Here is an 18,295-nt window from a genome sequence, read left to right on the forward strand (position 1 = left end):
ACAGGAACCGACATGAGCCAGATCCTCGCCGACGCCGCGCTCGCACTCGATGCGGCCGCCAGCCAGGCGCAAGCCATTCCCCAGTTCGCGCCGGGCAGCTTCGACCTGCCCGCGGCCTACGCCATCCAGCACGCCTCGATCGCCCGCCGCTTCGAACGGGGCGAGCGCCTCAAGGGCATCAAGCTCGGCTTCACCAGCCGCGCGAAGATGGTGCAGATGGGCGTGGACAGCCTGATCTGGGGCTACCTGACCGACGCCATGATCGAAGAGGATGGCGGTCCGGTCGATCTCGGGCGCTACATCCACCCGCGCGTCGAGCCTGAAGTCTGCTTTGTCACGCGCCGCACCATCGACGCGCCGCTGACCGCGCTGGAAGCCGCCGACTATCTCGAGGCGGTGGCGCCGGCGATGGAGATCATCGACTCGCGCTACCGCGATTTCCGCTTCAGTCTCGAGGACGTGGTGGCGGACAACTGCTCCTCCGCCGGCCTGGTGGTGGGCGCCTGGTCGCGCCGCTTCGACGGCCTCGGCAACCAGGGCGTGCGCATGCAGTTCGACGGCCGCGACGTGCAGGTCGGCTCGACCGGCGCCATCCTCGGCCACCCGCTGCGCTCGGTGGTGCAGGCCGCGCGCCTGCTGCACGCGGCGCAGGCCAGCCTTCCTGCCGGCTCGCTGATCATGGCCGGCGCCGCCACCGCGGCCGAGGCGTTACGGCCGGGTCTGCACGTGAGCTGCAGCATCGGCTGCGGCGACAGCGCGCTGGGCTGCGTGGCCTTCACCACGCAGCCGGGCGGGCATTGAGCGCGGCGCGGCCGTACAGGCATCCACGACAACAGGAGACTCCAGCCATGACCTCAGAAGCGCACCTGGTCGCCGGCAAGGCGCGGCCGCGCGGCCGCTTCCCGCACTGCAAGCGGGCCGGCGACTTCCTCTTCGTCTCGGGCACCAGTTCACGCCGCCCGGACCACAGCTTCGCCGGCGCGCAGGCCGACGAGATGGGCGTCACCACGCTCGATATCCGCGCACAGACACGCGCCGTGCTCGACAATATCCGCGACATCCTGGCCAGCGCGGGCGCGGGCCTGTCGGACCTGGTCGAAACCCAGGTCTTTCTCGTCAGCATGAACGACTTCGGCGGCTTCAACGAGGTCTGGGCCGAGTACTTCGACTACGACGGCCCCACCCGCACCACCGTGGCGGTGCACCAGCTGCCGCACCCGCACCTGCTGATTGAGATCAAGGCCACCGCCTACAAGCCGCTGGCCACGCAGGAGGACTGACATGTTTCCCTTGAAATACGGCCGGCCGCTCAACTTCCAGCGCTGGCTCGACGAACACGCGCAACAGCTCAAGCCGCCGGTCGGCAACCAGCAGATCTGGCAGGACAGCGACTTCATGGTCACCGTGGTCGGCGGGCCGAACGAGCGCAGCGACTTCCACGATGACCCGGTGGAGGAACTGTTCTATCAGTTCCAGGGCAATGCCTACCTGTTGCTGTGGGAGCGCGGCCGCTACGAGCGCGTCGACCTGCGCGAGGGCGACATGTTCCTGCTGCCGCCGCATACCCTGCATTCGCCCCAGCGCCCGGAAGCGGGCAGCCGCTGCCTGGTGGTCGAGCGCCAGCGCCCGGCCGGCGAGAACGACGCCTTCCAGTGGAGCTGCGCGGCCTGCGGCACGGCGGTGCAGCGGCATGAAGTGACGCTGCGCAGCATCGTCGCCGACCTGCCGCCCTTGTACGAATCCTTCTACGCGAGCCCGGAGCAGGCGCGCCGCTGCCCCGGCTGCGGCGAGATCCATCCCGGGCGCGATTTCCAGGCCTGGCACCGTACCCTGGCCGAGCACTTTCCCGCCTTGCCATGATCGACATCCACTCCCATTTCCTGCCCCCCATCAGCCGCGCGGAGGCAAGCGCGGTCGATGCGCAGCGCGCGCCCTGGCTGGCCGTCGATGCCGGTGGCGAGGCCGGCCAGATCATGATCGCGGACGCGCCCTTCCGCCCGGTCTACCGGGCGCTGTGGGACGCCGACTTCCGTGTCGCCGAGCTCGATGCGCAGGGCATCGACACGCAGCTGGTGTGCGCCACGCCGGTGATGTTCGGCTATGCCTGGGAGGCCGCCCGCACCGCCGACTGGGCGGCGCGCATGAACGACAAGGCGATCGGCTTCTGCGCGCGCCATCCCCACAGGCTCAAGGCGCTGGCGCAAGTGCCGCTGCAGGATACGCGGCTGGCCTGCGCGGAAGCCTCGCGCGCGCTCGCCGCGGGTTGCGTCGGCGTGCAGATCGGCAATCACGTGGGAGACAAGGACCTCGACCATCCGGACCTGGTCGACTTTCTCGTCTACTGCGCCGAGCACGGCATCCCGGTGCTGGTCCACCCCTGGGACATGATGGGCGGCGGGCAGCGCATGAAGCGCTGGATGCTGCCCTGGCTGGTGGCGATGGCCGCGGAGACGCAACTCGGCATGCTGTCGCTGATCCTGTCGGGCGCGCTGGAACGGATTCCCGCATCGCTGCGCATCTGCTTCGCCCATGGCGGCGGCAGTTTCGCCTTCCAGCTCGGGCGTGCCGACAACGCGTGGAAGCACCGCGACATCGTGCGCAAGGACTGCCCGCGGCCGCCGTCCGAGTATGCGCGGCGCCTGCACGTGGACAGCATCGTGTTCGACGAAGGCGCGCTGCGCCTGCTGGTCGACGTGATGGGGGCCGAGCGCGTGATGCTGGGGTCAGACTATCCCTTCCCGCTCGGCGAGCAGGAGGTCGGTGCCCTGGTGCGCCGCGCGCCCTGCCTGGACGCCGCGCAGCGGCGCGGCATCCTGGGCGACAACGCAAGCGCCTTCTTCGGGCTGGATGCGGCCGCGCCGGCAGCGTGAAGGCCGACGGCGGCCAGTCACCTGCCATCTACCATCAAGCAGCAGAACCCGCGGCGGGCGCACAGAGCCGGAGGCCGGCGCGCGCGGCAAGGAGGAGACCACCATGCGGCAGATCGATGCCAACCGACTGGCGGACGACGCCAGCTTCAACCGCTTCCACGCCACCGTGCTCGTCTGGTGCGCGCTGGCCATCGTCTTCGACGGCTACGACCTCGCCGTGGCAGGCATCGCGCTGCCGGCGATCATGAAGGAGATGGGCGTGGACGCGACCCAGGCCGGCTTCATGGTCAGCTCGGCGCTGTTCGGCATGATGTTCGGCAATATCGTCTTCGGCGCGCTCGCCGACCGCATCGGGCGGCGCGCGGTGATCGTGCTGTGCATCGCGCTGTTCAGCCTGTGCACGGCGGCGGCCGGCATGATGCACGAGCCGGTGGCCTTCAGCGTGATGCGCTTCCTCGCCGGGCTGGGCATGGGCGGGGTCATGCCGAACGTGATCGCGCAGATGTCCGAGTACGCGCCGCGGCGCATGCGCAGCACGCTGATCACGGTGATGTTCTCCGGCTACTCGGTGGGTGGCATCGTGGCGGCGCTGGTGGGGCGCGGCCTGATCGAATCCTACGGCTGGCAGGGCGTGTTCCTCGCGGCGGCGGCGCCGGCTGTGCTGCTGCCATGGATCTGGCGGCAGATGCCCGAGTCGATGGCCTTCCTGCACAAGCGCGGCCGCACCAGCGAACTGCAGGCCATCCTCGCGCGCCTGGCGCCGCAGTATGCGCCGCAGGCGGACGACGTCTTCGTGGTGGCGAGCCAGGACAAGCCGCAGGAGGCGCCGCTGCGCACCCTGTTCGCCGAGGGGCGAGGCTTCAGCACCGTGATGTTCTGGGTGACCTGCTTCATGTCCCTGTTCATGGTGTACGCGCTCAATGCCTGGCTGGTCAAGCTGATGGCCTCGGCCGGCTACAGCCTGGGATCGGCCCTGGCCTTCGTGCTGGTGCTGAACCTCGGCGCCACGGCCGGCGCCATCGGCGGCGGCTGGCTGGCCGACCGCCTGCACATCAAGGGCGTGCTGGTGCCGATGTTCCTGCTGGCGGCGGTGTCGATCGCGCTGCTGGGCCACGGCATGCCGACCTGGGTCCTGTTCGTGCTGGTCGGCGTGGCCGGCGCCTGCACCATTGGCACGCAGACGCTGTCCTGTGCCTATTGCGGACAGTTCTATCCGCTGGCCTGCCGCGGCACCGGGCTGGGCCTGATGCTGGGCGTGGGGCGAGCCGGGGCGATCCTGGCGCCGATCCTGATCGGCGCCATCATCGGACTGTCCCTGCCGCTGGCCCACAACTTCCTTGTCATCGCCGTGCCGGCGGTGATCGCCGCGGCCTCGATCGCGCTGGTGAACCACGGCCGCTCCGATCTGGTGCGGCAACGCACGGCCTAGCCAACGGATGGACGCAGACGCGCTGGACGGAGCCGGCAGCGACGCCGACGCCGTTGGCCAAGCATGGTGTCGTGGCTCCCTCTCCCCGCATGCGTGTTCAGACCGGAGAGGGGAGCGAACCGGCGCCAAGCATCTCATCGAGCACTTGTTGCGGCTCGGGCATCCCCCCCGAGTTGGCGGTTGAAACCGCACTTTGTTGCGCTTATAAGATCACGTTATGACCCGCAACCGGATTCCCGGTGCCTTGATGCGCACGACAAGGTGGTCTGGTATCCAGCAGTGCGCTTCCGGAGTCTTCGCCAGGCTCGACTGAGAAGAAGGAGATCCAGTCCATGCTGCCCGTCATCGTGCATGCCATCGTTGCCTATTTCGTCTCGCACCTGATTTATCCGCGCAGCACCGAGGCCTCGGTCCTGCGCACGGCGCAGGCGTGGATGACATTCGGCGTGACGGCGGGGCTGGTTTCCGCGCCCGCCACGCCGCTGTACCAGCAGTCGGGCGTCGACGCGCTGGTTGCCACCGGCATCACGGTCGGTACCTGCATGGTGCTAGGCTTCGCCGGCGGCTCGTTCTGGGGCTGGATCCGCGGCCATGGCCGTGGCTACGTCCGCGGCGGCGGACTGGCGATGGCCCCCGTTCCCTTTCCTGTTCCGGCTCCCGGTCCTGCCCCGTTCGGCATGTCGATCGCCGCTGCCGTGCCTGCACCGGTACCCGCTCCGGTGCCTGCCCCGCTTCCGGTGGCGGCCGCGGCGCGGCTGCCGGCGCCGGACCAGGGCTCGCGCGCCAGCAAGCTGCTGACGCTGGCCGTCGTGCTGGTGGTCGCGCTCGGCGTGGGCCGCCACTTCGGCCTGTGGCGAGGCGATGCCGCGGCGCAGCGCTGGGATGGCGATGGCGAGTGGCTGCTGCTGAAGGAGATGTCCCACACCGGTGGCACGAAGTCCTACTACTTCCGCCGCCAGGACGGCCAGGGCCGTCCGACGCTGGATCTCGCCGTGGTCTACCAGGGCGATGCCAGCCGCTTCCATGGCGAGCGCCTGCATGGCTCGCTGTCGCGTATCGAACTGGACTGCGCCGGCGGTTTCGCGCGCTACCGCGTGGTCAAGTACCGGGGCTACCAGCGCAGCGACGCGCCGGACGCCATGTACGGCGAGATCGCCGCGATGTCGCGCGACCAGCCGTCCGAGTGGCGGCCGGCCGAGGACCTGGGCGACATCGCCGACATTGCCTATCGGGCCTGCTCGGCGCCGCGGCGGTTCCAGTCGGCCGGCCTGTAGCCCGGCCTGCAAGTCGGCCTGCACGTCGGCCTGCATGCCGCTCCGCGCGCCGCCTCACAGGCCGTCGCGCCAGGGCCGGCCACGCGCCGGCAAGTGCTAGCGCGGATCTCCGTTCCCGCCCGGTCGCGCCGGCGCCAGGCGCGACACGATGCGCCGGGCCCGTTCCAGCACGGGCCGGTCGACCATCTTTCCGTCCACGGCGATGGCCGCGCCGCCGGCCCGGTCAGCCGCGTCGAGCACGCGGCGGGCCCACGCGGCTTGCTCGGCATCCGGTGCCAGGCCGGCATGCACGCCCGCCACCTGGGCCGGGTGGATCAGCAGCTTGGCACCGAAGCCGAAGGCGCGCGCGCGGGTGGTTTCGGCCGCCAGCGCGGCGGCGTCGCCCAGCGCGGTGCAGACGCCATCCACCGGCGCCGGCAGGCCGGCGGCGCGCGCATGCGCTACCAGGCGGCTGCGGAAGTAGTCGAGCGGGGCGCCGGCATCGCCGATGTCGAGGTCCAGCATCAGGTCGATGCTGCCGAACAGCAGGCGCGCCACGCCGGGCAGGGCGGCGAGTTCGCGCAGGCGCGCGAAGCCGGCGGCCGTTTCCAGCAGCGGCAGGCAGGCACAGTCAGGCAGCGCCGCGCGCAGGGCGCGCGCGGCCTCTGGCTCGGCCTTGGGCAGCACGATGCCATCGGCGCCACCCTGCGCGCACCACGCCAAGTCGGAACGGTGCCAGCACGTGTCGGCGCCGTTGACGCGCACCAGCAGCGGCACGCCCGCCGCGGCCGCCTGCGTGCGCAGGGCCGGCCAGGCGGCGGACAAGGCCGTGCGGGCATCGTCCTTGGCGGCCGGCGCGACCGCATCCTCGAAGTCGACGATCACGGCATGGGCGCCACAGGCGAGCGCCTTGCCGATACGCTCTGGGCGGTCGGCCGGCACGAACAGGTAGCTGAGCGGCAGGGCAGGTCGGGACATCGCGGCACTCCTCACAGCGCGCCCGCGGCATGCAGGGCGTGGATGTCCTCGGGCGTGCAGCCCAGTTCGGCGAGGATGGCGTCGGTCTGCTGGCCCACGGCGGGCACGGGATCCATGCGCGCCTCCGTGGCTCCCGGCGGCAGCAGTGCCGGCACGGCGCCGGCCGGCGTCTCGACCTCGCGCCAGCGCCCGCGCGCGGCGAGCTGGGGGTGGGCCCAGACGTCGGCCATGGTGTTGACGCGGGCGTTGGCGATGCGGGCCGCCTCCAGGCGGGCGATGACCTGGTCGGCATCGAGCGCGGAGAACACGGCGACGATGCGTGCGCGCAGCGTGTCGCGGTTGGCGCTGCGCCGGCTGTTGTCGGCGTAGTCCGGATGGCTGGCCAGGTCAGGATCCTGCAGCACCGTGGCGCAGAACGCGGCCCATTCCCGTTCGTTCTGCAGGCCCACCATCACCGTCTTGCCGTCGCCGGTGGGGAAGGGGCCGTATGGATAGATGGTGGCGTGCGCGGCCCCGGCGCGGGGCGGCGGCGCGGCGCCGTCGAAGGCATAGTAGAGCGGGAAGCCCATCCATTCCACCGTTGCTTCCAGCATGGAAATGTCGATGCGCTTGCCCCGTCCGGTCTGGCCGCGTTCGAGCAGCGCGGCCAGGATATTGCTGTAGGCATACATCCCGGCGGCGATGTCGGCCACCGAGGCGCCGGCCTTGACGCCTTCTTCCGGCGTGCCGGTGACCGAGACGAAGCCCGACTCGCTCTGCACCAGCAGGTCGTAGGCCTTCTTGTCGCGATAGGGGCCGTCGGCGCCGTAGCCGGAGATGTCGCAGACGATCAGGCGGGGAAAGTCGCCGCTCAGGCTGGCGTAGTCCAGGCCCAGCCGCGCGGCGGCGCCGGGGGCCAGGTTCTGCACCAGCACGTCGGCCCCGGCCAGCAGCTTGCGCAGCAGCGCGCCGGCCGCCTCGTGCTTGAGGTCGAGCGTCAGGCTTTCCTTGGAACGGTTGGTCCAGACGAAGTGCGAGGACTGGCCCCGCACCCGCGTATCGTAGGCGCGGGCGAAATCACCGCCGCCGGGGCGTTCGATCTTGATCACGCGCGCACCGAGGTCGGCCAGTTGCCGGGTGCAGAAGGGAGCCGCGATGGCTTGCTCGAGGGAGACGACGGTGATGCCTTGCAGGGGACGGGACATGTCGGGGCTGGGATGGAGTCCGGGGCGCTGGTCCACTGGATCATGGAAATGGGAGGGGAAAGGCCTGCCATGGCAGGCACCGGCCGATCTCAGGGATTCAGTGGGCTAGTGGTCGATGGCGAGAATCTAGCCGCTTTCGCCCGCCGGCGGAAATAGCGAAAATGCAGGCGTCCATAAGTAGAATCAATACATTGCCCGCCGCCCCGCGCGGTGGCGGCCCGCATCGATCTCACCGCACAGGAGCCGAATTCGATGGATATCCGTGCCATGCGCTATTTCGTGGCCATCGTGGACCAAGGCAGCCTGACGCGGGCGGCGGAGGTGGTGTGCGTGGCACAGCCGGCGCTCAGCCAGCAGCTGGCGGCGCTCGAGGCCGAGTTCGGCGTCGCCTTGCTGCACCGCAGCGCCAAGGGCGTGCGGCCGACCGAAGCGGGCCGCACGCTGTACCGGCATGCACGCGCCATCATCAAGCAGGTCGAGGCCGCGGGCGCGGAGGTGCGCGTGGCCGGCGCCGATGTCACCGGCGCGGTGGCGATCGGCCTGCCGACCACGGCCGCGGCCGCCTTCGGCATGCCCTTGATGCGGGCCGTGCGCGAGCGCTATCCGCGCGTGCGCCTGCAGCTGTTCGAGAGCATGAGCGGATATATCTCGGAGCTGCTCAACAACGGCCGCCTGGATTTCGCCATCCTGTTCCGCGACACGCCCTCGCGCGCGGTGGAGCCGGAGCCGCTCGCCACCGAATCGCTCTACCTGATCGGCACCCCGCCGGCGGGCAGCCTGCGTCCGCCGCGCCGGGCCCGGCGCGGGAGCCTGCACGGGGCGGGTGGTGCCGGCGCTGCGCACGATGCAGACGATGGGCTCGATGCGGCCGGCGAGGGGACGGTGGCGCTGCGCCAGCTCGATGGCGTTCCGCTAGTGCTGCCCAGCGGCGCGCAGGGCCTGCGCGACGTGGTGGAGCGCAGCTTCGCGCGTGCGGGCATCCGCCTCGAGGTGGTGGCCGACCTCGATTCGCTGCCCTTCCTGCTGGCCTCGGCACGCGAGGGGCTGGCCTGCACCATCCTGCCGGCCTCCTCGGTCGCGGACGCGGCGCCGGCGGTGCCGCGCCGGCTGATCGTGCCGGAGCTGCGCCGCACCTTGTCGCTGTGCTGGCCGCGCGCGCTGCCGCGTACCCATGCGGCCGAGGCGGTGGCGGAGATCCTGCGCGAGCTGGTGGCGGCGCGTATCGCCGAGGGCGGCTCGCTGAAGCGGCCGCCGGCACCGGCCGAGGCAGCGCCGGCGACCGCTGCGCAGGCGGATAAGTAAAACTTATGCGCGTAGTCGCCGATTGAATTTCCCGCCCGCGGGCTTCGCGGGTAGAGTGCGCTCCGATGCGGCCGCGGCCCGATGCCGCCGGCCGTCAACCAGAGGAGACGCAATGCTACGCAACCCCCGCGCGCTGGCCGGCCTGGCCGCCAGCCTGGCGCTGTGCGCCGCCGCCCCGGCCCACGCCGAGCCCTATCCCGCCAAGCCCATCCAGATGGTGGTGCCACAGGCGCCCGGCGGCACCAACGACATCGTCGCGCGCCTGGTGGCCGCCGACCTGTCGCAGCGGCTCGGCCAGCAGGTGGTGGTGGAGAACCGGCCGGGCGCCGGCGGCAACATCGGCACGCAGTACGCCGCGCGCGCCACGCCGGACGGCTATACGCTGCTGATGACCATCAGCAGCACGCAGGCCATCAATCCCTCGCTGTACCGCCAGGTGCCCTTCGATCCGGTCAAGGACTTCGAGCCGATCGCGCCGGTCGCCAGCGTGCCGAACGTGCTGGTGGTCAATCCCGCCTTCCCGGCGCGCAGCATGGCCGAGCTGATCAGCATGGCCAAGGCCCGCCCCGACTACTACCGCTTCGCCTCGGCGGGCAACGGCACGCTCAACCATCTGCTGGGGGAAATGCTCAACAGCATGGCGGGCATCAAGCTGGAGCACGTGCCCTACAAGGGCGTGGCGCCGGCGCTCAACGACGTGCTGGGCAACCAGGTGCCGATGGCCTTCGCCAGCCTGCCCTCGGTGCTGTCGCACATCAAGGCGGGCAAGGTGCGCGCGCTGGGCGTCAGTTCGGCCAGGCGCTCGCCGTTCGCGCCGGACATCCCGGCCATCGGCGAGACCGTGCCGGGCTACAGCGGCGACCTGTGGGTGGGCCTGTTCGCGGTCAAAGGCACGCCGCGCGAAGTCTCGCAGAAGCTCGCGCAGACGCTGCACGCCGCGCTGGCCGACAAAGCCCTGCGCGACAAGCTGGCCGCGCAGGGCGCCGAAGTGCTGGACGGCACCCCGCAGCAGTTCTCCGCCCTGCTGAAGTCCGACATGGACAAGTGGGCGAAGATCGTCAAGAGCTCGGGCGCCCAGGTCGACTGAGGCGGGCCCGGCCGGCGCAGCGCCGGCCGCTCAGCCGCTCAGCCGCGCGCCGGCGCGAACAGCGGCAGCGCGGCCAGCGCCGCCATGCCCGCCACCGCCCATACCCAGGGCCAGGCGCTGGCGGCCAGCAGCGCCGGGATCAGCAGCGGGGTCAGGAAGAAGCCGAGGTAGACGATGGTGTTGGCCATGCCGAGCGCGGTGCCGGCGCGTTCCGCGCCCGCCAGCGTGGCGAGTTCGGTGTAGGCCACGCCGTGCCAGGCCGACACGCTGATGCCGGCCGTCACCAGCAGCAGCGCCAGCAGAGGCACCGCCGCCGGGGCGCCGGCGCTGGCCAGCGCCAGCAGCAGGAAGGTGCCCGCCGCCGCCCAGGTGCTGGCACGCAGGTAGCCGCGCCGGTTGCCGCGGCGGTCGGTCAGGCGGCCGCTCCAGACCCGCATCGCCATCGCGCCAGCCTGCACCGCCACCATGGTGGCCGACATGCCGGCCAGGCCCATGCGGGCGAAATCGTGCAGGTAGACGGTGGCAAAGGTCAGCACGGCGAACTGCGGCACGCACAGGATGCCGATGCCCCCGACCAGGCGCCACACCGCCACATCGCGCAGCGGGCCGCGCGTGCCCGCGGGCTCGGCCGCCGGCCGTGGCGCCGCCGCGGCAGGGACCGTAGCGGACAGTGCCTGCGGCGGCTCATGCAGCCAGGCCCAGGTCAGCCACGCGGCCAGCGCGCAGGCCAGCCCCAGCGCGCCGAAGACCCAGGCAAAGCCTGCCGACGAAGCCAGCCAGGGCAGCGCCAGCGCGCCCAGGCCGCCCCCCAGCGGCACCGCGGTCTGGCGCACGCTCATGGCGAAGCCGCGCTCGCCCTCGCGGAACCAGCGCATCACCGCGCGTCCGCTGGCGCCATTGACGCTGCCGCCGAGCAGGCCGGCCAGGCAGAGCGCCGCCATCAGCGCGGCCAGCGGCGGCACGAAGCCGGCCGACGGCGCCAGCCATGCGGCCGTGGCCAGCAGGGTGGCGGCGGTGGCGGCAAGCCCTGCGAGCAGCACCGGGCGGTCGCCGAAGCGGTCGGCGGCGAGGCCCCAGGGCAGTTCCGACAGGGCCACGCCCAGGCCGAGCGCGCCCAGCGCCAGGCCGAGCTGGGCGTTGTCGAGCCGGTAGCCGGCGCGCAGCCAGACCGCGGTGGTGGGAATGCCGGCGGCCGCGGCGGAGAAGGCAGCGTTGGCGGCGACGCCGACGCCGAGCACTTTCCAGCGGTGGGCAGGGCCGTGCGCGGGGGCGGGGCGTGCGGAGGCGGCGTCGGACGGGCGGGACAGGGGCGAATCGCAGGAAGCAGGCATGGCAGGTACCGGATCAGGGTTGACCTGTGCAGTCTGGCGCTTAGAATTCATCCTGAAAATCGGAAAATATCGAATCAATGATTCGATAAAACAGGATCATTGATATGTCACAGATCCACTTCGATCTGGCCGCTCTGCGCAGCCTCGTGACCGGCATGGAACTGGGCAGCTTCGCGCGCGCGGCGGATCGCGTCGGACGCTCCAGCTCGGCGGTGAGCGCGCAGATCAAGAAGCTGGAGGAGCAGGCCGGCATCGCGCTGTTCCGCAAGGAGGGCCGCGGCCTGGCGCTGACCGACGCCGGCGAGGTGATGCTGGCCTATGCGCGGCGCCTGCTGGAGCTGAACGACGAAGCCGCGGTCGCGGTGCGCGGCACCGGGCTGGACGGCGGTGTGCGCCTGGGTTTGCAGGAGGAGTTCGGCGAAGCCGTGCTGCCCGAGGTGCTGGGCCGTTTCGCGCGGGCCCATCCGCGTGTGCGCGTGGAGGCCGCGGTGGCGCGCAACGCCGACCTGCTGGAGCGCATCGCCACCGGTCGCCTGGACCTGGCCTTGATCTGGGACGATGCCGCCGCCTTCGGCTACCGCCTGCAGGGCGTGGGCGGCGTCGAGCGCATCGACGAGGCGCCGATGTGCTGGATCGGTGCCCACGCGCCGGCGTGGCAGCCCGGCGGTGGCGAGCCGCTGCCGCTGCTGGCCTTCGACCGGCCCTGCCAGTTCCACGCCGCCGCGACCGCGGCGCTGGACCAGGCCGGCATTGCGTGGCGCGTGGTCTTCACCAGCCCCAGCCTGGCGGGCCTGTGGGCCGCCGCCGCCGCCGGCCTCGGCGTCACCGTGCGCACCCGCTACGGCTTGCCGGCCAGTGTCTGCGCGCTCGATGCCGCCGCCCTGGGCCTGCCCCCGCTGCCTTCGCTGCCGCTCAAGCTGCTGCGGGCCGGGCCGGTACTGCCGCCGGCCGCGGAGCGGCTCGCGGGCATCGTGCTGGAGGCGCTCGAGGCGCTGGCGGCGCAGCGCAGGGGAGGTGCCATGGCGCTGGCGGCGTAGGCGCGGCCAGGGGTGCGCCGATGGTGTCGCTGCCGCGTGTTTTCCGCGCTGAAAGCGGCGGATGGGCGCGGTTTCAGAAGTCTTCCCGCTCGTCGTGGCGAGCGGACGCGGCGCCGTCGTGCGCCGGTAGCGGAGGAGGGTCGAGCGGCGCGGGCCTTGCTGTCTGAAGGTCGCGGGTGTTCTTCTGCACGGCGATGGCGCCGAACAGCGAGAGCAGGAAGGCCATGCCGTAGAAGCCCTTCTCGCTCAGCGCGAGGGTTGCGTTGAACAGGCCGACGCACAGCAGCAGCACCGCCAGCAGGGTCGATGCCCAGCTCAGGCCGTAGTAGATGCCTGTCACCGGAATGCCCTCCAGCCGGTCGCGTACGCTCTTCTGCACCGAGATCGCAGCAAAGAGGCCATAGGCGAGGACGGTGAAGTAGTAGCCCTTCTCGTTGAGCTGCATGTCGGCGTTGAACAGGCCGATCAGGAAGGCGACGAGGCCGGCGAGCAGCGCGGCCCAGGAGGCCGCGACGAAGGCGAAGGAGGTGGGCTGGGGGATGGGCGTCGTCATGTGGTCGGGGTGGGAAAGGGAGGCCTGCGGAGGCGGATCATCATGGCGAAAGCGCTTGCAGGGATGTTTGGGACGCGTCCGAAACCGATTCAGGAATCTCAGATGCCGGACTCTGCCGGCCGCGGCCCCGTGTCGGTGCCGCCGGTCCGCCCCACTCCACCTGCCGCACCGTCCGCTGCGCCGGCCGGCCACTTGATGTAGGCTGCCGGCTTGTGCGTCGACCGGCACATGCGGTGGGCTGGCCGGGCCTGCGCACCGAAACGGGACACCGAAACGGGAGATACTCACATGCCACAACACATTGGAATCGTTGCCTGCTCGGCCGAAGGCGCCGCGCTCTGCTACCGCACCCTCTGCAGCGAGGGCGCGCACTGGCTGGGGCCGCACGGCCACCCGGAAGTCTCGCTGCACGGCCACTCGCTGGCCGACTACGTGCGCTGCCTGGAGGCGGGCGATCGCGGCGGCGTCGCCGAACTGATGCTGTCCTCGGCGCATAAGCTGGCGCGGGCCGGCGCCGATTTCCTGATCTGTCCCGACAACACCATCCACCAGGCCCTGCCCGAGGTGCTGCCGCGCTCGCCGCTGCCCTGGCTGTCGATTGCCGAGGTGGTCGCCGCCGAGGCCGCCGGGCGCGGTTACCGCCGCCTGGGCCTGACCGGCACGCGCTGGCTGGTCGACAGCGAGGTCTACCCGGACGCCCTGGCCAGGGCCGGTCTGGCCTGCGTGCGGCCCGAGCCCGGCGAGCGCGATGCGATCGCGCGCATCATCATGGACGAACTGGTGCCGGGACGCATCGAAGCGGATTCGGTACGCGTGTTCCAGCGTGTGATCGAAGGCCTGCGCGAGCGCGGCTGCGACGCCGTGGTGCTGGGTTGCACCGAGATCCCGCTGATCATCGGCGACGCCAATTCGGCGCTGCCCACGCTGGACTCCACCCGCCTGCTGGCGCGCGCGGCGCTGCGGCGCGCGCTGGGCGACGCCGTCCGACCGGAGCGCTCCCGCCTGTGAGACCGCGGGCCTGCGCTGCGGCCGATGCCTGCTATACTTGTACAATCAGTTGAACAAGTTCAGTGGGGGCGAGCCATGCGCACCGTTCATTTCTCCGATGCCCGCAACAACCTGAAGGCCGTGATCGACCAGGCCATCGCCGATCACGATGCCATCCTGATCACACGGCGCGATGCGCCCAATGCCGTGATCATGTCGCAGGAACAGTACGACAGCTGGATGGAAACCATGTACCTGCTCAGTTCGCCGGCCAATGCGGAGCGCTTGCTGCGCTCCATCGAGCAGCATCGCCGGGGCGAGGGGGTGGAGCGTGAGTTGATCGATCCGGACGCGGCATGACGCGCCAGCTGGTCTTCATGCCCGACGCGTGGGATGACTATCTCTACTGGCAAGGACAGGACAGAAAGACGCTCAAGCGAATCAATCAGCTCATCCAGGACACCACGCGTAACCCTTTCGATGGAGTCGGCAAGCCTGAGCCCCTGACGGGGAATCTGTCCGGCTACTGGTCGCGCCGCATCGACAATACCAACCGTCTCGTTTATCACGCCAACGATGACGAGTTGACCATCATTGCCTGTCGCCTGCACTACGGCGCCAAGTAGGGAACGCCTCGGCTCGCGCAGCAGTACCGTGGTGCCGGCTCATCGCGTGCGTACCGTTGCGCCTTGTCATGACCACCTCCGCCCTGCTCGTCATCGACGTCCAGCAAGTCCTGTTCGATCCGGCGTCGCGATGCGCACGCCGCTGCAGGATTGGCTGGACGCGCGTGGCAGGGCTGGGCTATGCCATCTCGCTGGTGGCGGATGCGCACACCACGCGCGACAAGCCGCATGCGCCGGTGGCAAGCATCTTCGCCCACCACAATGCGACGTTGCCGGACATTACCAGCTTCGGCGTGCGCATCGCGGCGCCGGCATCGGCCAGCGTCGACTTCTGAGGCGCCAGCGCTCGCCAGCGCACGTCGGCCCATTCGCTGTTCCCTATTCCTCCAGCTTCAGGCCCGTCTTCGCCACGAAGCCCTTCCAGCGTTCGTACTGTTCGCGCGCGTAGCGGTCGAGCGCGGGGCCGTCGCTGGCCATCACCTCGAAGCCGGCCTGGGTCAGCTTGCGGTGGGTCTCGGGATCGTTGAGCGCGGCCTGGAAGTCGGCGGTCAGCTTGCGCAGCGTCGCCGGCGGGGTGCCGGCCGGTGCGAAGATGCCGATCCACGAATACCGATCCACGAATACGCTTCGAAGCCGGGCAAGCCGGATTCCGCCACGGCGGGCACCCCGGGCAGTTCCGGCAGGCACCTGGCGCGCATCTACCTGGAAGGCGAGGGCGACCAGCCCCAGCGCGCTTCAGGCACGTCCCAGGCACGTCCGAGGCACGTCCCAGGCAAGCCTCAAGCGTGGCCGTCATCCGGCGCGGCCGCCTGGCGCAGGACCGCCATCGGTCCCAGCGTGGCCACCGCCGTCAGTTGCGCCGCGTCGCGCACGAACAGCGAGCCGGCATAGGCCAGCGCGTTGACGGACAGACCCGCCACATGCTCCGCCGCGCGCCGCACCAGCAGCATGCCGCGCGGGAACACCAGCAGGTTGTAGGGCGCGGATTGCAGGTTCCCCGCCTCGGTCGCGCGCGCCTCGATGCCGACGGCCTCCAGCAGTTCCCGGTAGCGCGCCAGCGCCACGCGCGCCATGCGTTCCGGCGGCAGCAGCGTGGTCAGCGGTGCGTAGGCGTGGGCGAAGGCGAGGCCGGGCGCGCGGCGCACATGGGGGTGCGTGCCGCTGGCCGGCGCCGCGTCCAGCAGCGGCACCATCGGCGGCGTGCCGCCCAGGCCGGCCAGCGGCACCACCTGCAGGTGCTTGTGCGGCTGGCTGGCGCCGGCCACGGTGCCGCCGTTGTAGAAGCCCAGGCCGTCGAACTCGGCCAGGCAGGCGAACAAGGCGGCGAAGTCGGCCAGGTCCAGCAGCGTCTCCTGCGGCACGAAGGCGCGCGTGACGATCAGCAGGTGGTGGTCGATGACATGGAACTTGTTGAGCAGCGCCAGGTGAGCCGGGCCCACGTCGGCGACGAACAGTTCGGGGTCATGGGGCAGGAAGGGGTCGGCGGTGGCCCGGTGCGGCGCCTGCGTCGCCACGGGTTTGCGGGCGAGGCTCGAGACCTGGCGTACCTGGAAGCGCACGCCGCCATCGTCGATCAGCACGGTACCGGTCTCGATCGGCTGCAGCGCGCCGCTGTGCCGGGCGCGCTCGGCCTGGCGCAGGATGGCCGGCCACAAGGTGCCGGGGGCGAAAAAGCGAGAAGGGTGCGGGATCATCGGGCCGCCCTGCCGAAACGGAGACGGCGGCGGCGTGGCGCCGCCGTCCGCATCTCCCGACTATCCCACAAGGAGCGGCGCCGGTGAAGATGGCCGGCCCGCATGCGCCCGGCAGCGCACGCGGCGCCCCGGCCGCTTTCCGGCCATGGAAGACCGGAGCCGGCCGCAGCCGCTCAGTCCAGCTTCGCGTTCACGTTCTCGTTCACGTAGACGCGTTGGCCAGCCACCCAGGTCTGCAGCACCCGTGTCTTCCAGATGTCCGCCGGCGCCACCCGGAACAGGTCGCGGTCGACCAGGATGAAGTCGGCCCACTTGCCCGGCTCCAGCGAGCCGAGCGTCTTCTCCTGGTGTTCCGCGTAGGCCGCGTCCAGCGTGAAGGCACGGAAGGCCTGCGGCAGCGTCATCGCCTCTTCCGGATGCCAGCCCTGGATCGGCCGGCCTTCGTGGTCGGTGCGGGTGACGGCGGCGTGCAGCCCATAGAAGGGGTTGGCCGATTCCACCGGGAAATCGGAGCCGCCGGCGATCACGGTGCCCTGCCTGAGCAGCGTCTGCCAGGCGTAGGCGCCCTTGATGCGTTCCTTGCCGATGCGGTCCTCCGCCATGTTCATATCGCTGGTGGCATGGGTGGGCTGCATCGAGGCGATCAGGTCGAGCTGCTTGAAGCGCGGGATGTCCGGCAGTGCGATCACCTGCGCATGCTCGATGCGGTTGCGCAGTTCGCGCCCGCCCACCTCCTTGAAGGCGGCTTCCATGGCGTCCAGCACCTGGTGGTTGGTGGCGTCGCCGATGGCGTGCACATTGACCTGGTAGCCGGCGCGGATGGCGCTCTTGACCGCGGCCTGCATGGCGGCGTCGCTCATGAACAGCAGGCCGCTGTGGACGTGGTCGTCCGAGTAGGGCGCCATCAGCGCGGCGCCGCGGCTGCCCAGCGCGCCGTCGCCGTACAGCTTGACCGCGCGCAGGCTGTAGCGGTCGTTGCCATAGCCGACCAGCGGCCCCTTGGCCGAAAGCGCCTTGAAGTCGTCGCCGACGTCGCGGATCATGCCGTAGATGCGCGTGGTCAGCTTGCCCTGGTCGGCGAATTCGCGGTAGATGCGGTCCTCGGCGGCGGTCACGCCGGCGTCGCCCACGGCGGTCAGGCCGAGCGCGTTCAGGTGCGCCACGGCGGCGGCCAGCGCGGCGCGGCGGTCGTCGTCCGAGTAGGGCGGGATCACCTCGTTGACCAGGGCCATGGCCTTGTCGACCAGCACGCCGGTGGGATTGCCGTCGGCGTCGCGCTCGATGCGGCCGCCGGCCGGATCCTTGGTCTCGCGCGTGATGCCGGCCGCCTGCAGCGCCTTGGTATTGAGCCAGGCGGCGTGGCCGTCGACGCGGATCAGGCGCACCGGGCGGTCGGATACGGCGGCATCCAGCTCGGCGGCGGTGGGGAAGCGGCCCAGCTTCCAGTTGACCTGGTTCCAGCCATAGCCCAGCAGCCATTGGCGCTGCGGGTTCCTGGCGCCATAGGCGCGGATCAGGCCCTGCGCCTCGGCCAGGTCCCTGGTGCCCGACAGCGAGATCTCGGTGGTCTTGAAGCCCAGCCGGAAGACGTGGCCGTGGGCGTCGATCAGGCCCGGCAGCAGCGTCTTGCCGCCGCCATCGACGCGGGCGGCGTCCGGATAGCGGGCGCGCAGCGCGGAGGCGTCGCCGGTGGCCAGCACCTTGCCCTGGTCGAACACCAGGCCGGTGAAGGTGGCCAGCCTGCCGTCCTGCAGCGTGTAGCCCTGCACGGATTCGACCAGGGTGGGGGCGGCCTGGGCGCCGGCGGGCACGCCGAAGGCGAGGCTGGCGGCGAGGGCGGCCAGCGTGGTGCGGGTACGGTGCGTCAAAGCGGTTCTCCTTGTGTTGTGCCTTGGGATGGCTTGTTGTGGTACGCGTCGGGATGCGTCCTGTTGCGGGCAGTGGACCTGCCTTCTGCTTGTGTT

19 protein-coding genes and 1 pseudogene are annotated in these 18,295 nt (G+C 71.0%); 13 read left to right on the forward strand and 7 right to left on the reverse strand.

Annotation, left to right across the window (positions count from 1 at the left end):
- Nucleotides 1-12 precede the first annotated feature (12 nt).
- The 6 genes from BKK81_RS23320 to BKK81_RS23345 all read left to right on the forward strand — a co-directional run bounded on the left by BKK81_RS23320 (nucleotide 13) and on the right by BKK81_RS23345 (nucleotide 5,573).
- Nucleotides 13-801: a 2-keto-4-pentenoate hydratase gene (locus tag BKK81_RS23320; protein ID WP_071018087.1), complete on the forward strand. Its 789-nt coding sequence runs from the start codon at nucleotides 13-15 to the stop codon at nucleotides 799-801.
- 47 nt (nucleotides 802-848) lie between these two features.
- Entirely contained in the window at nucleotides 849-1,280 is a 432-nt protein-coding gene (locus BKK81_RS23325; RefSeq protein WP_071018089.1) for a RidA family protein, read from the forward strand.
- A 1-nt stretch (nucleotide 1,281) separates the two neighbouring features.
- Nucleotides 1,282-1,860, forward strand: a complete 579-nt coding sequence (nbaC, locus tag BKK81_RS23330; protein WP_071018091.1) for a 3-hydroxyanthranilate 3,4-dioxygenase — start codon at nucleotides 1,282-1,284, stop codon at nucleotides 1,858-1,860.
- Nucleotides 1,857-2,870 carry an amidohydrolase family protein gene (locus BKK81_RS23335; protein ID WP_071018093.1) on the forward strand — a complete coding sequence of 338 codons (1,014 nt, stop codon included), beginning with the start codon at nucleotides 1,857-1,859 and terminating at the stop codon, nucleotides 2,868-2,870. The genes nbaC and BKK81_RS23335 overlap by 4 nt, the downstream gene beginning before the upstream one ends.
- A gap of 103 nt (nucleotides 2,871-2,973) precedes the next feature.
- A complete protein-coding gene (locus BKK81_RS23340) occupies nucleotides 2,974-4,299 on the forward strand; it encodes an MFS transporter (protein ID WP_071018094.1) in 1,326 nt (441 codons plus the stop codon).
- A gap of 332 nt (nucleotides 4,300-4,631) precedes the next feature.
- Entirely contained in the window at nucleotides 4,632-5,573 is a 942-nt protein-coding gene (locus tag BKK81_RS23345) for a hypothetical protein (protein WP_071018096.1), read from the forward strand.
- Nucleotides 5,574-5,669: 96 nt separating this feature from the next.
- Here BKK81_RS23345 and BKK81_RS23350 read toward each other — a convergent pair whose 3' ends face one another.
- Together BKK81_RS23350 and BKK81_RS23355 are read right to left on the reverse strand one after the other, a co-directional pair.
- Complete coding sequence (locus tag BKK81_RS23350) at nucleotides 5,670-6,530, reverse strand: HpcH/HpaI aldolase/citrate lyase family protein (RefSeq protein WP_071018098.1); 861 nt, start codon at nucleotides 6,528-6,530, stop codon at nucleotides 5,670-5,672.
- A gap of 11 nt (nucleotides 6,531-6,541) precedes the next feature.
- Complete coding sequence (locus BKK81_RS23355) at nucleotides 6,542-7,714, reverse strand: CaiB/BaiF CoA transferase family protein (protein ID WP_071018100.1); 1,173 nt, start codon at nucleotides 7,712-7,714, stop codon at nucleotides 6,542-6,544.
- 252 nt (nucleotides 7,715-7,966) lie between these two features.
- Between BKK81_RS23355 and BKK81_RS23360 the strand changes: the two genes are divergently transcribed.
- Together BKK81_RS23360 and BKK81_RS23365 are read left to right on the forward strand one after the other, a co-directional pair.
- The gene (locus BKK81_RS23360) at nucleotides 7,967-9,016 is read left to right on the forward strand and encodes a LysR substrate-binding domain-containing protein (RefSeq protein WP_071018102.1); all 1,050 of its coding nucleotides are present in this window, start codon (nucleotides 7,967-7,969) and stop codon (nucleotides 9,014-9,016) included.
- Nucleotides 9,017-9,128: 112 nt separating this feature from the next.
- Nucleotides 9,129-10,103 (forward strand): tripartite tricarboxylate transporter substrate binding protein, encoded by a 975-nt coding sequence (locus tag BKK81_RS23365; RefSeq protein ID WP_071018103.1) that lies wholly within the window; start codon nucleotides 9,129-9,131, stop codon nucleotides 10,101-10,103.
- A gap of 38 nt (nucleotides 10,104-10,141) precedes the next feature.
- Here BKK81_RS23365 and BKK81_RS23370 read toward each other — a convergent pair whose 3' ends face one another.
- Nucleotides 10,142-11,434: an MFS transporter gene (locus BKK81_RS23370; protein ID WP_071018105.1), complete on the reverse strand. Its 1,293-nt coding sequence runs from the start codon at nucleotides 11,432-11,434 to the stop codon at nucleotides 10,142-10,144.
- A gap of 104 nt (nucleotides 11,435-11,538) precedes the next feature.
- Between BKK81_RS23370 and BKK81_RS23375 the strand changes: the two genes are divergently transcribed.
- On the forward strand, nucleotides 11,539-12,471 hold the full coding sequence (locus tag BKK81_RS23375) for a LysR substrate-binding domain-containing protein (RefSeq protein WP_071018107.1): 933 nt from the start codon (nucleotides 11,539-11,541) through the stop codon (nucleotides 12,469-12,471).
- Between the two features lie 73 nt (nucleotides 12,472-12,544).
- Here BKK81_RS23375 and yiaA read toward each other — a convergent pair whose 3' ends face one another.
- On the reverse strand, nucleotides 12,545-13,024 hold the full coding sequence (gene yiaA, locus BKK81_RS23380) for an inner membrane protein YiaA (RefSeq protein ID WP_071018109.1): 480 nt from the start codon (nucleotides 13,022-13,024) through the stop codon (nucleotides 12,545-12,547).
- A gap of 288 nt (nucleotides 13,025-13,312) precedes the next feature.
- Here yiaA and BKK81_RS23385 point away from each other — a divergent pair, with 288 nt between their 5' ends.
- The 4 genes from BKK81_RS23385 (at nucleotide 13,313) to BKK81_RS23400 (ending at nucleotide 14,972) form a co-directional block, all read left to right on the forward strand.
- Nucleotides 13,313-14,032, forward strand: coding sequence for an aspartate/glutamate racemase family protein (locus BKK81_RS23385; protein ID WP_071018110.1), 720 nt, complete (start codon nucleotides 13,313-13,315; stop codon nucleotides 14,030-14,032).
- A 75-nt stretch (nucleotides 14,033-14,107) separates the two neighbouring features.
- Complete coding sequence (locus BKK81_RS23390) at nucleotides 14,108-14,371, forward strand: type II toxin-antitoxin system Phd/YefM family antitoxin (protein WP_071018112.1); 264 nt, start codon at nucleotides 14,108-14,110, stop codon at nucleotides 14,369-14,371.
- Entirely contained in the window at nucleotides 14,368-14,637 is a 270-nt protein-coding gene (locus BKK81_RS23395; RefSeq protein ID WP_071018114.1) for a Txe/YoeB family addiction module toxin, read from the forward strand. Before BKK81_RS23390 ends, BKK81_RS23395 begins: the two co-directional genes overlap by 4 nt.
- Nucleotides 14,638-14,705: 68 nt before the next feature.
- On the forward strand, nucleotides 14,706-14,972 hold the full coding sequence (locus BKK81_RS23400) for a hypothetical protein (RefSeq protein ID WP_071018116.1): 267 nt from the start codon (nucleotides 14,706-14,708) through the stop codon (nucleotides 14,970-14,972).
- Between the two features lie 43 nt (nucleotides 14,973-15,015).
- Here the strand turns inward: BKK81_RS23400 and BKK81_RS23405 are convergent.
- The 3 genes and pseudogenes from BKK81_RS23405 to BKK81_RS23415 all read right to left on the reverse strand — a co-directional run.
- Nucleotides 15,016-15,320, reverse strand: a pseudogene (locus tag BKK81_RS23405) (Bug family tripartite tricarboxylate transporter substrate binding protein); the annotation flags it as partial.
- Nucleotides 15,321-15,416: 96 nt separating this feature from the next.
- Nucleotides 15,417-16,331, reverse strand: a complete 915-nt coding sequence (locus BKK81_RS23410; RefSeq protein ID WP_071018120.1) for an ATP adenylyltransferase family protein — start codon at nucleotides 16,329-16,331, stop codon at nucleotides 15,417-15,419.
- Between the two features lie 173 nt (nucleotides 16,332-16,504).
- Nucleotides 16,505-18,199, reverse strand: coding sequence for an amidohydrolase (locus BKK81_RS23415; RefSeq protein WP_071018122.1), 1,695 nt, complete (start codon nucleotides 18,197-18,199; stop codon nucleotides 16,505-16,507).
- Between the last annotated feature and the right edge of the window lie 96 nt (nucleotides 18,200-18,295).

Origin of the sequence: Cupriavidus sp. USMAHM13 (genome assembly GCF_001854285.1) — a bacterium.
Classification (GTDB): domain Bacteria; phylum Pseudomonadota; class Gammaproteobacteria; order Burkholderiales; family Burkholderiaceae; genus Cupriavidus; species Cupriavidus malaysiensis.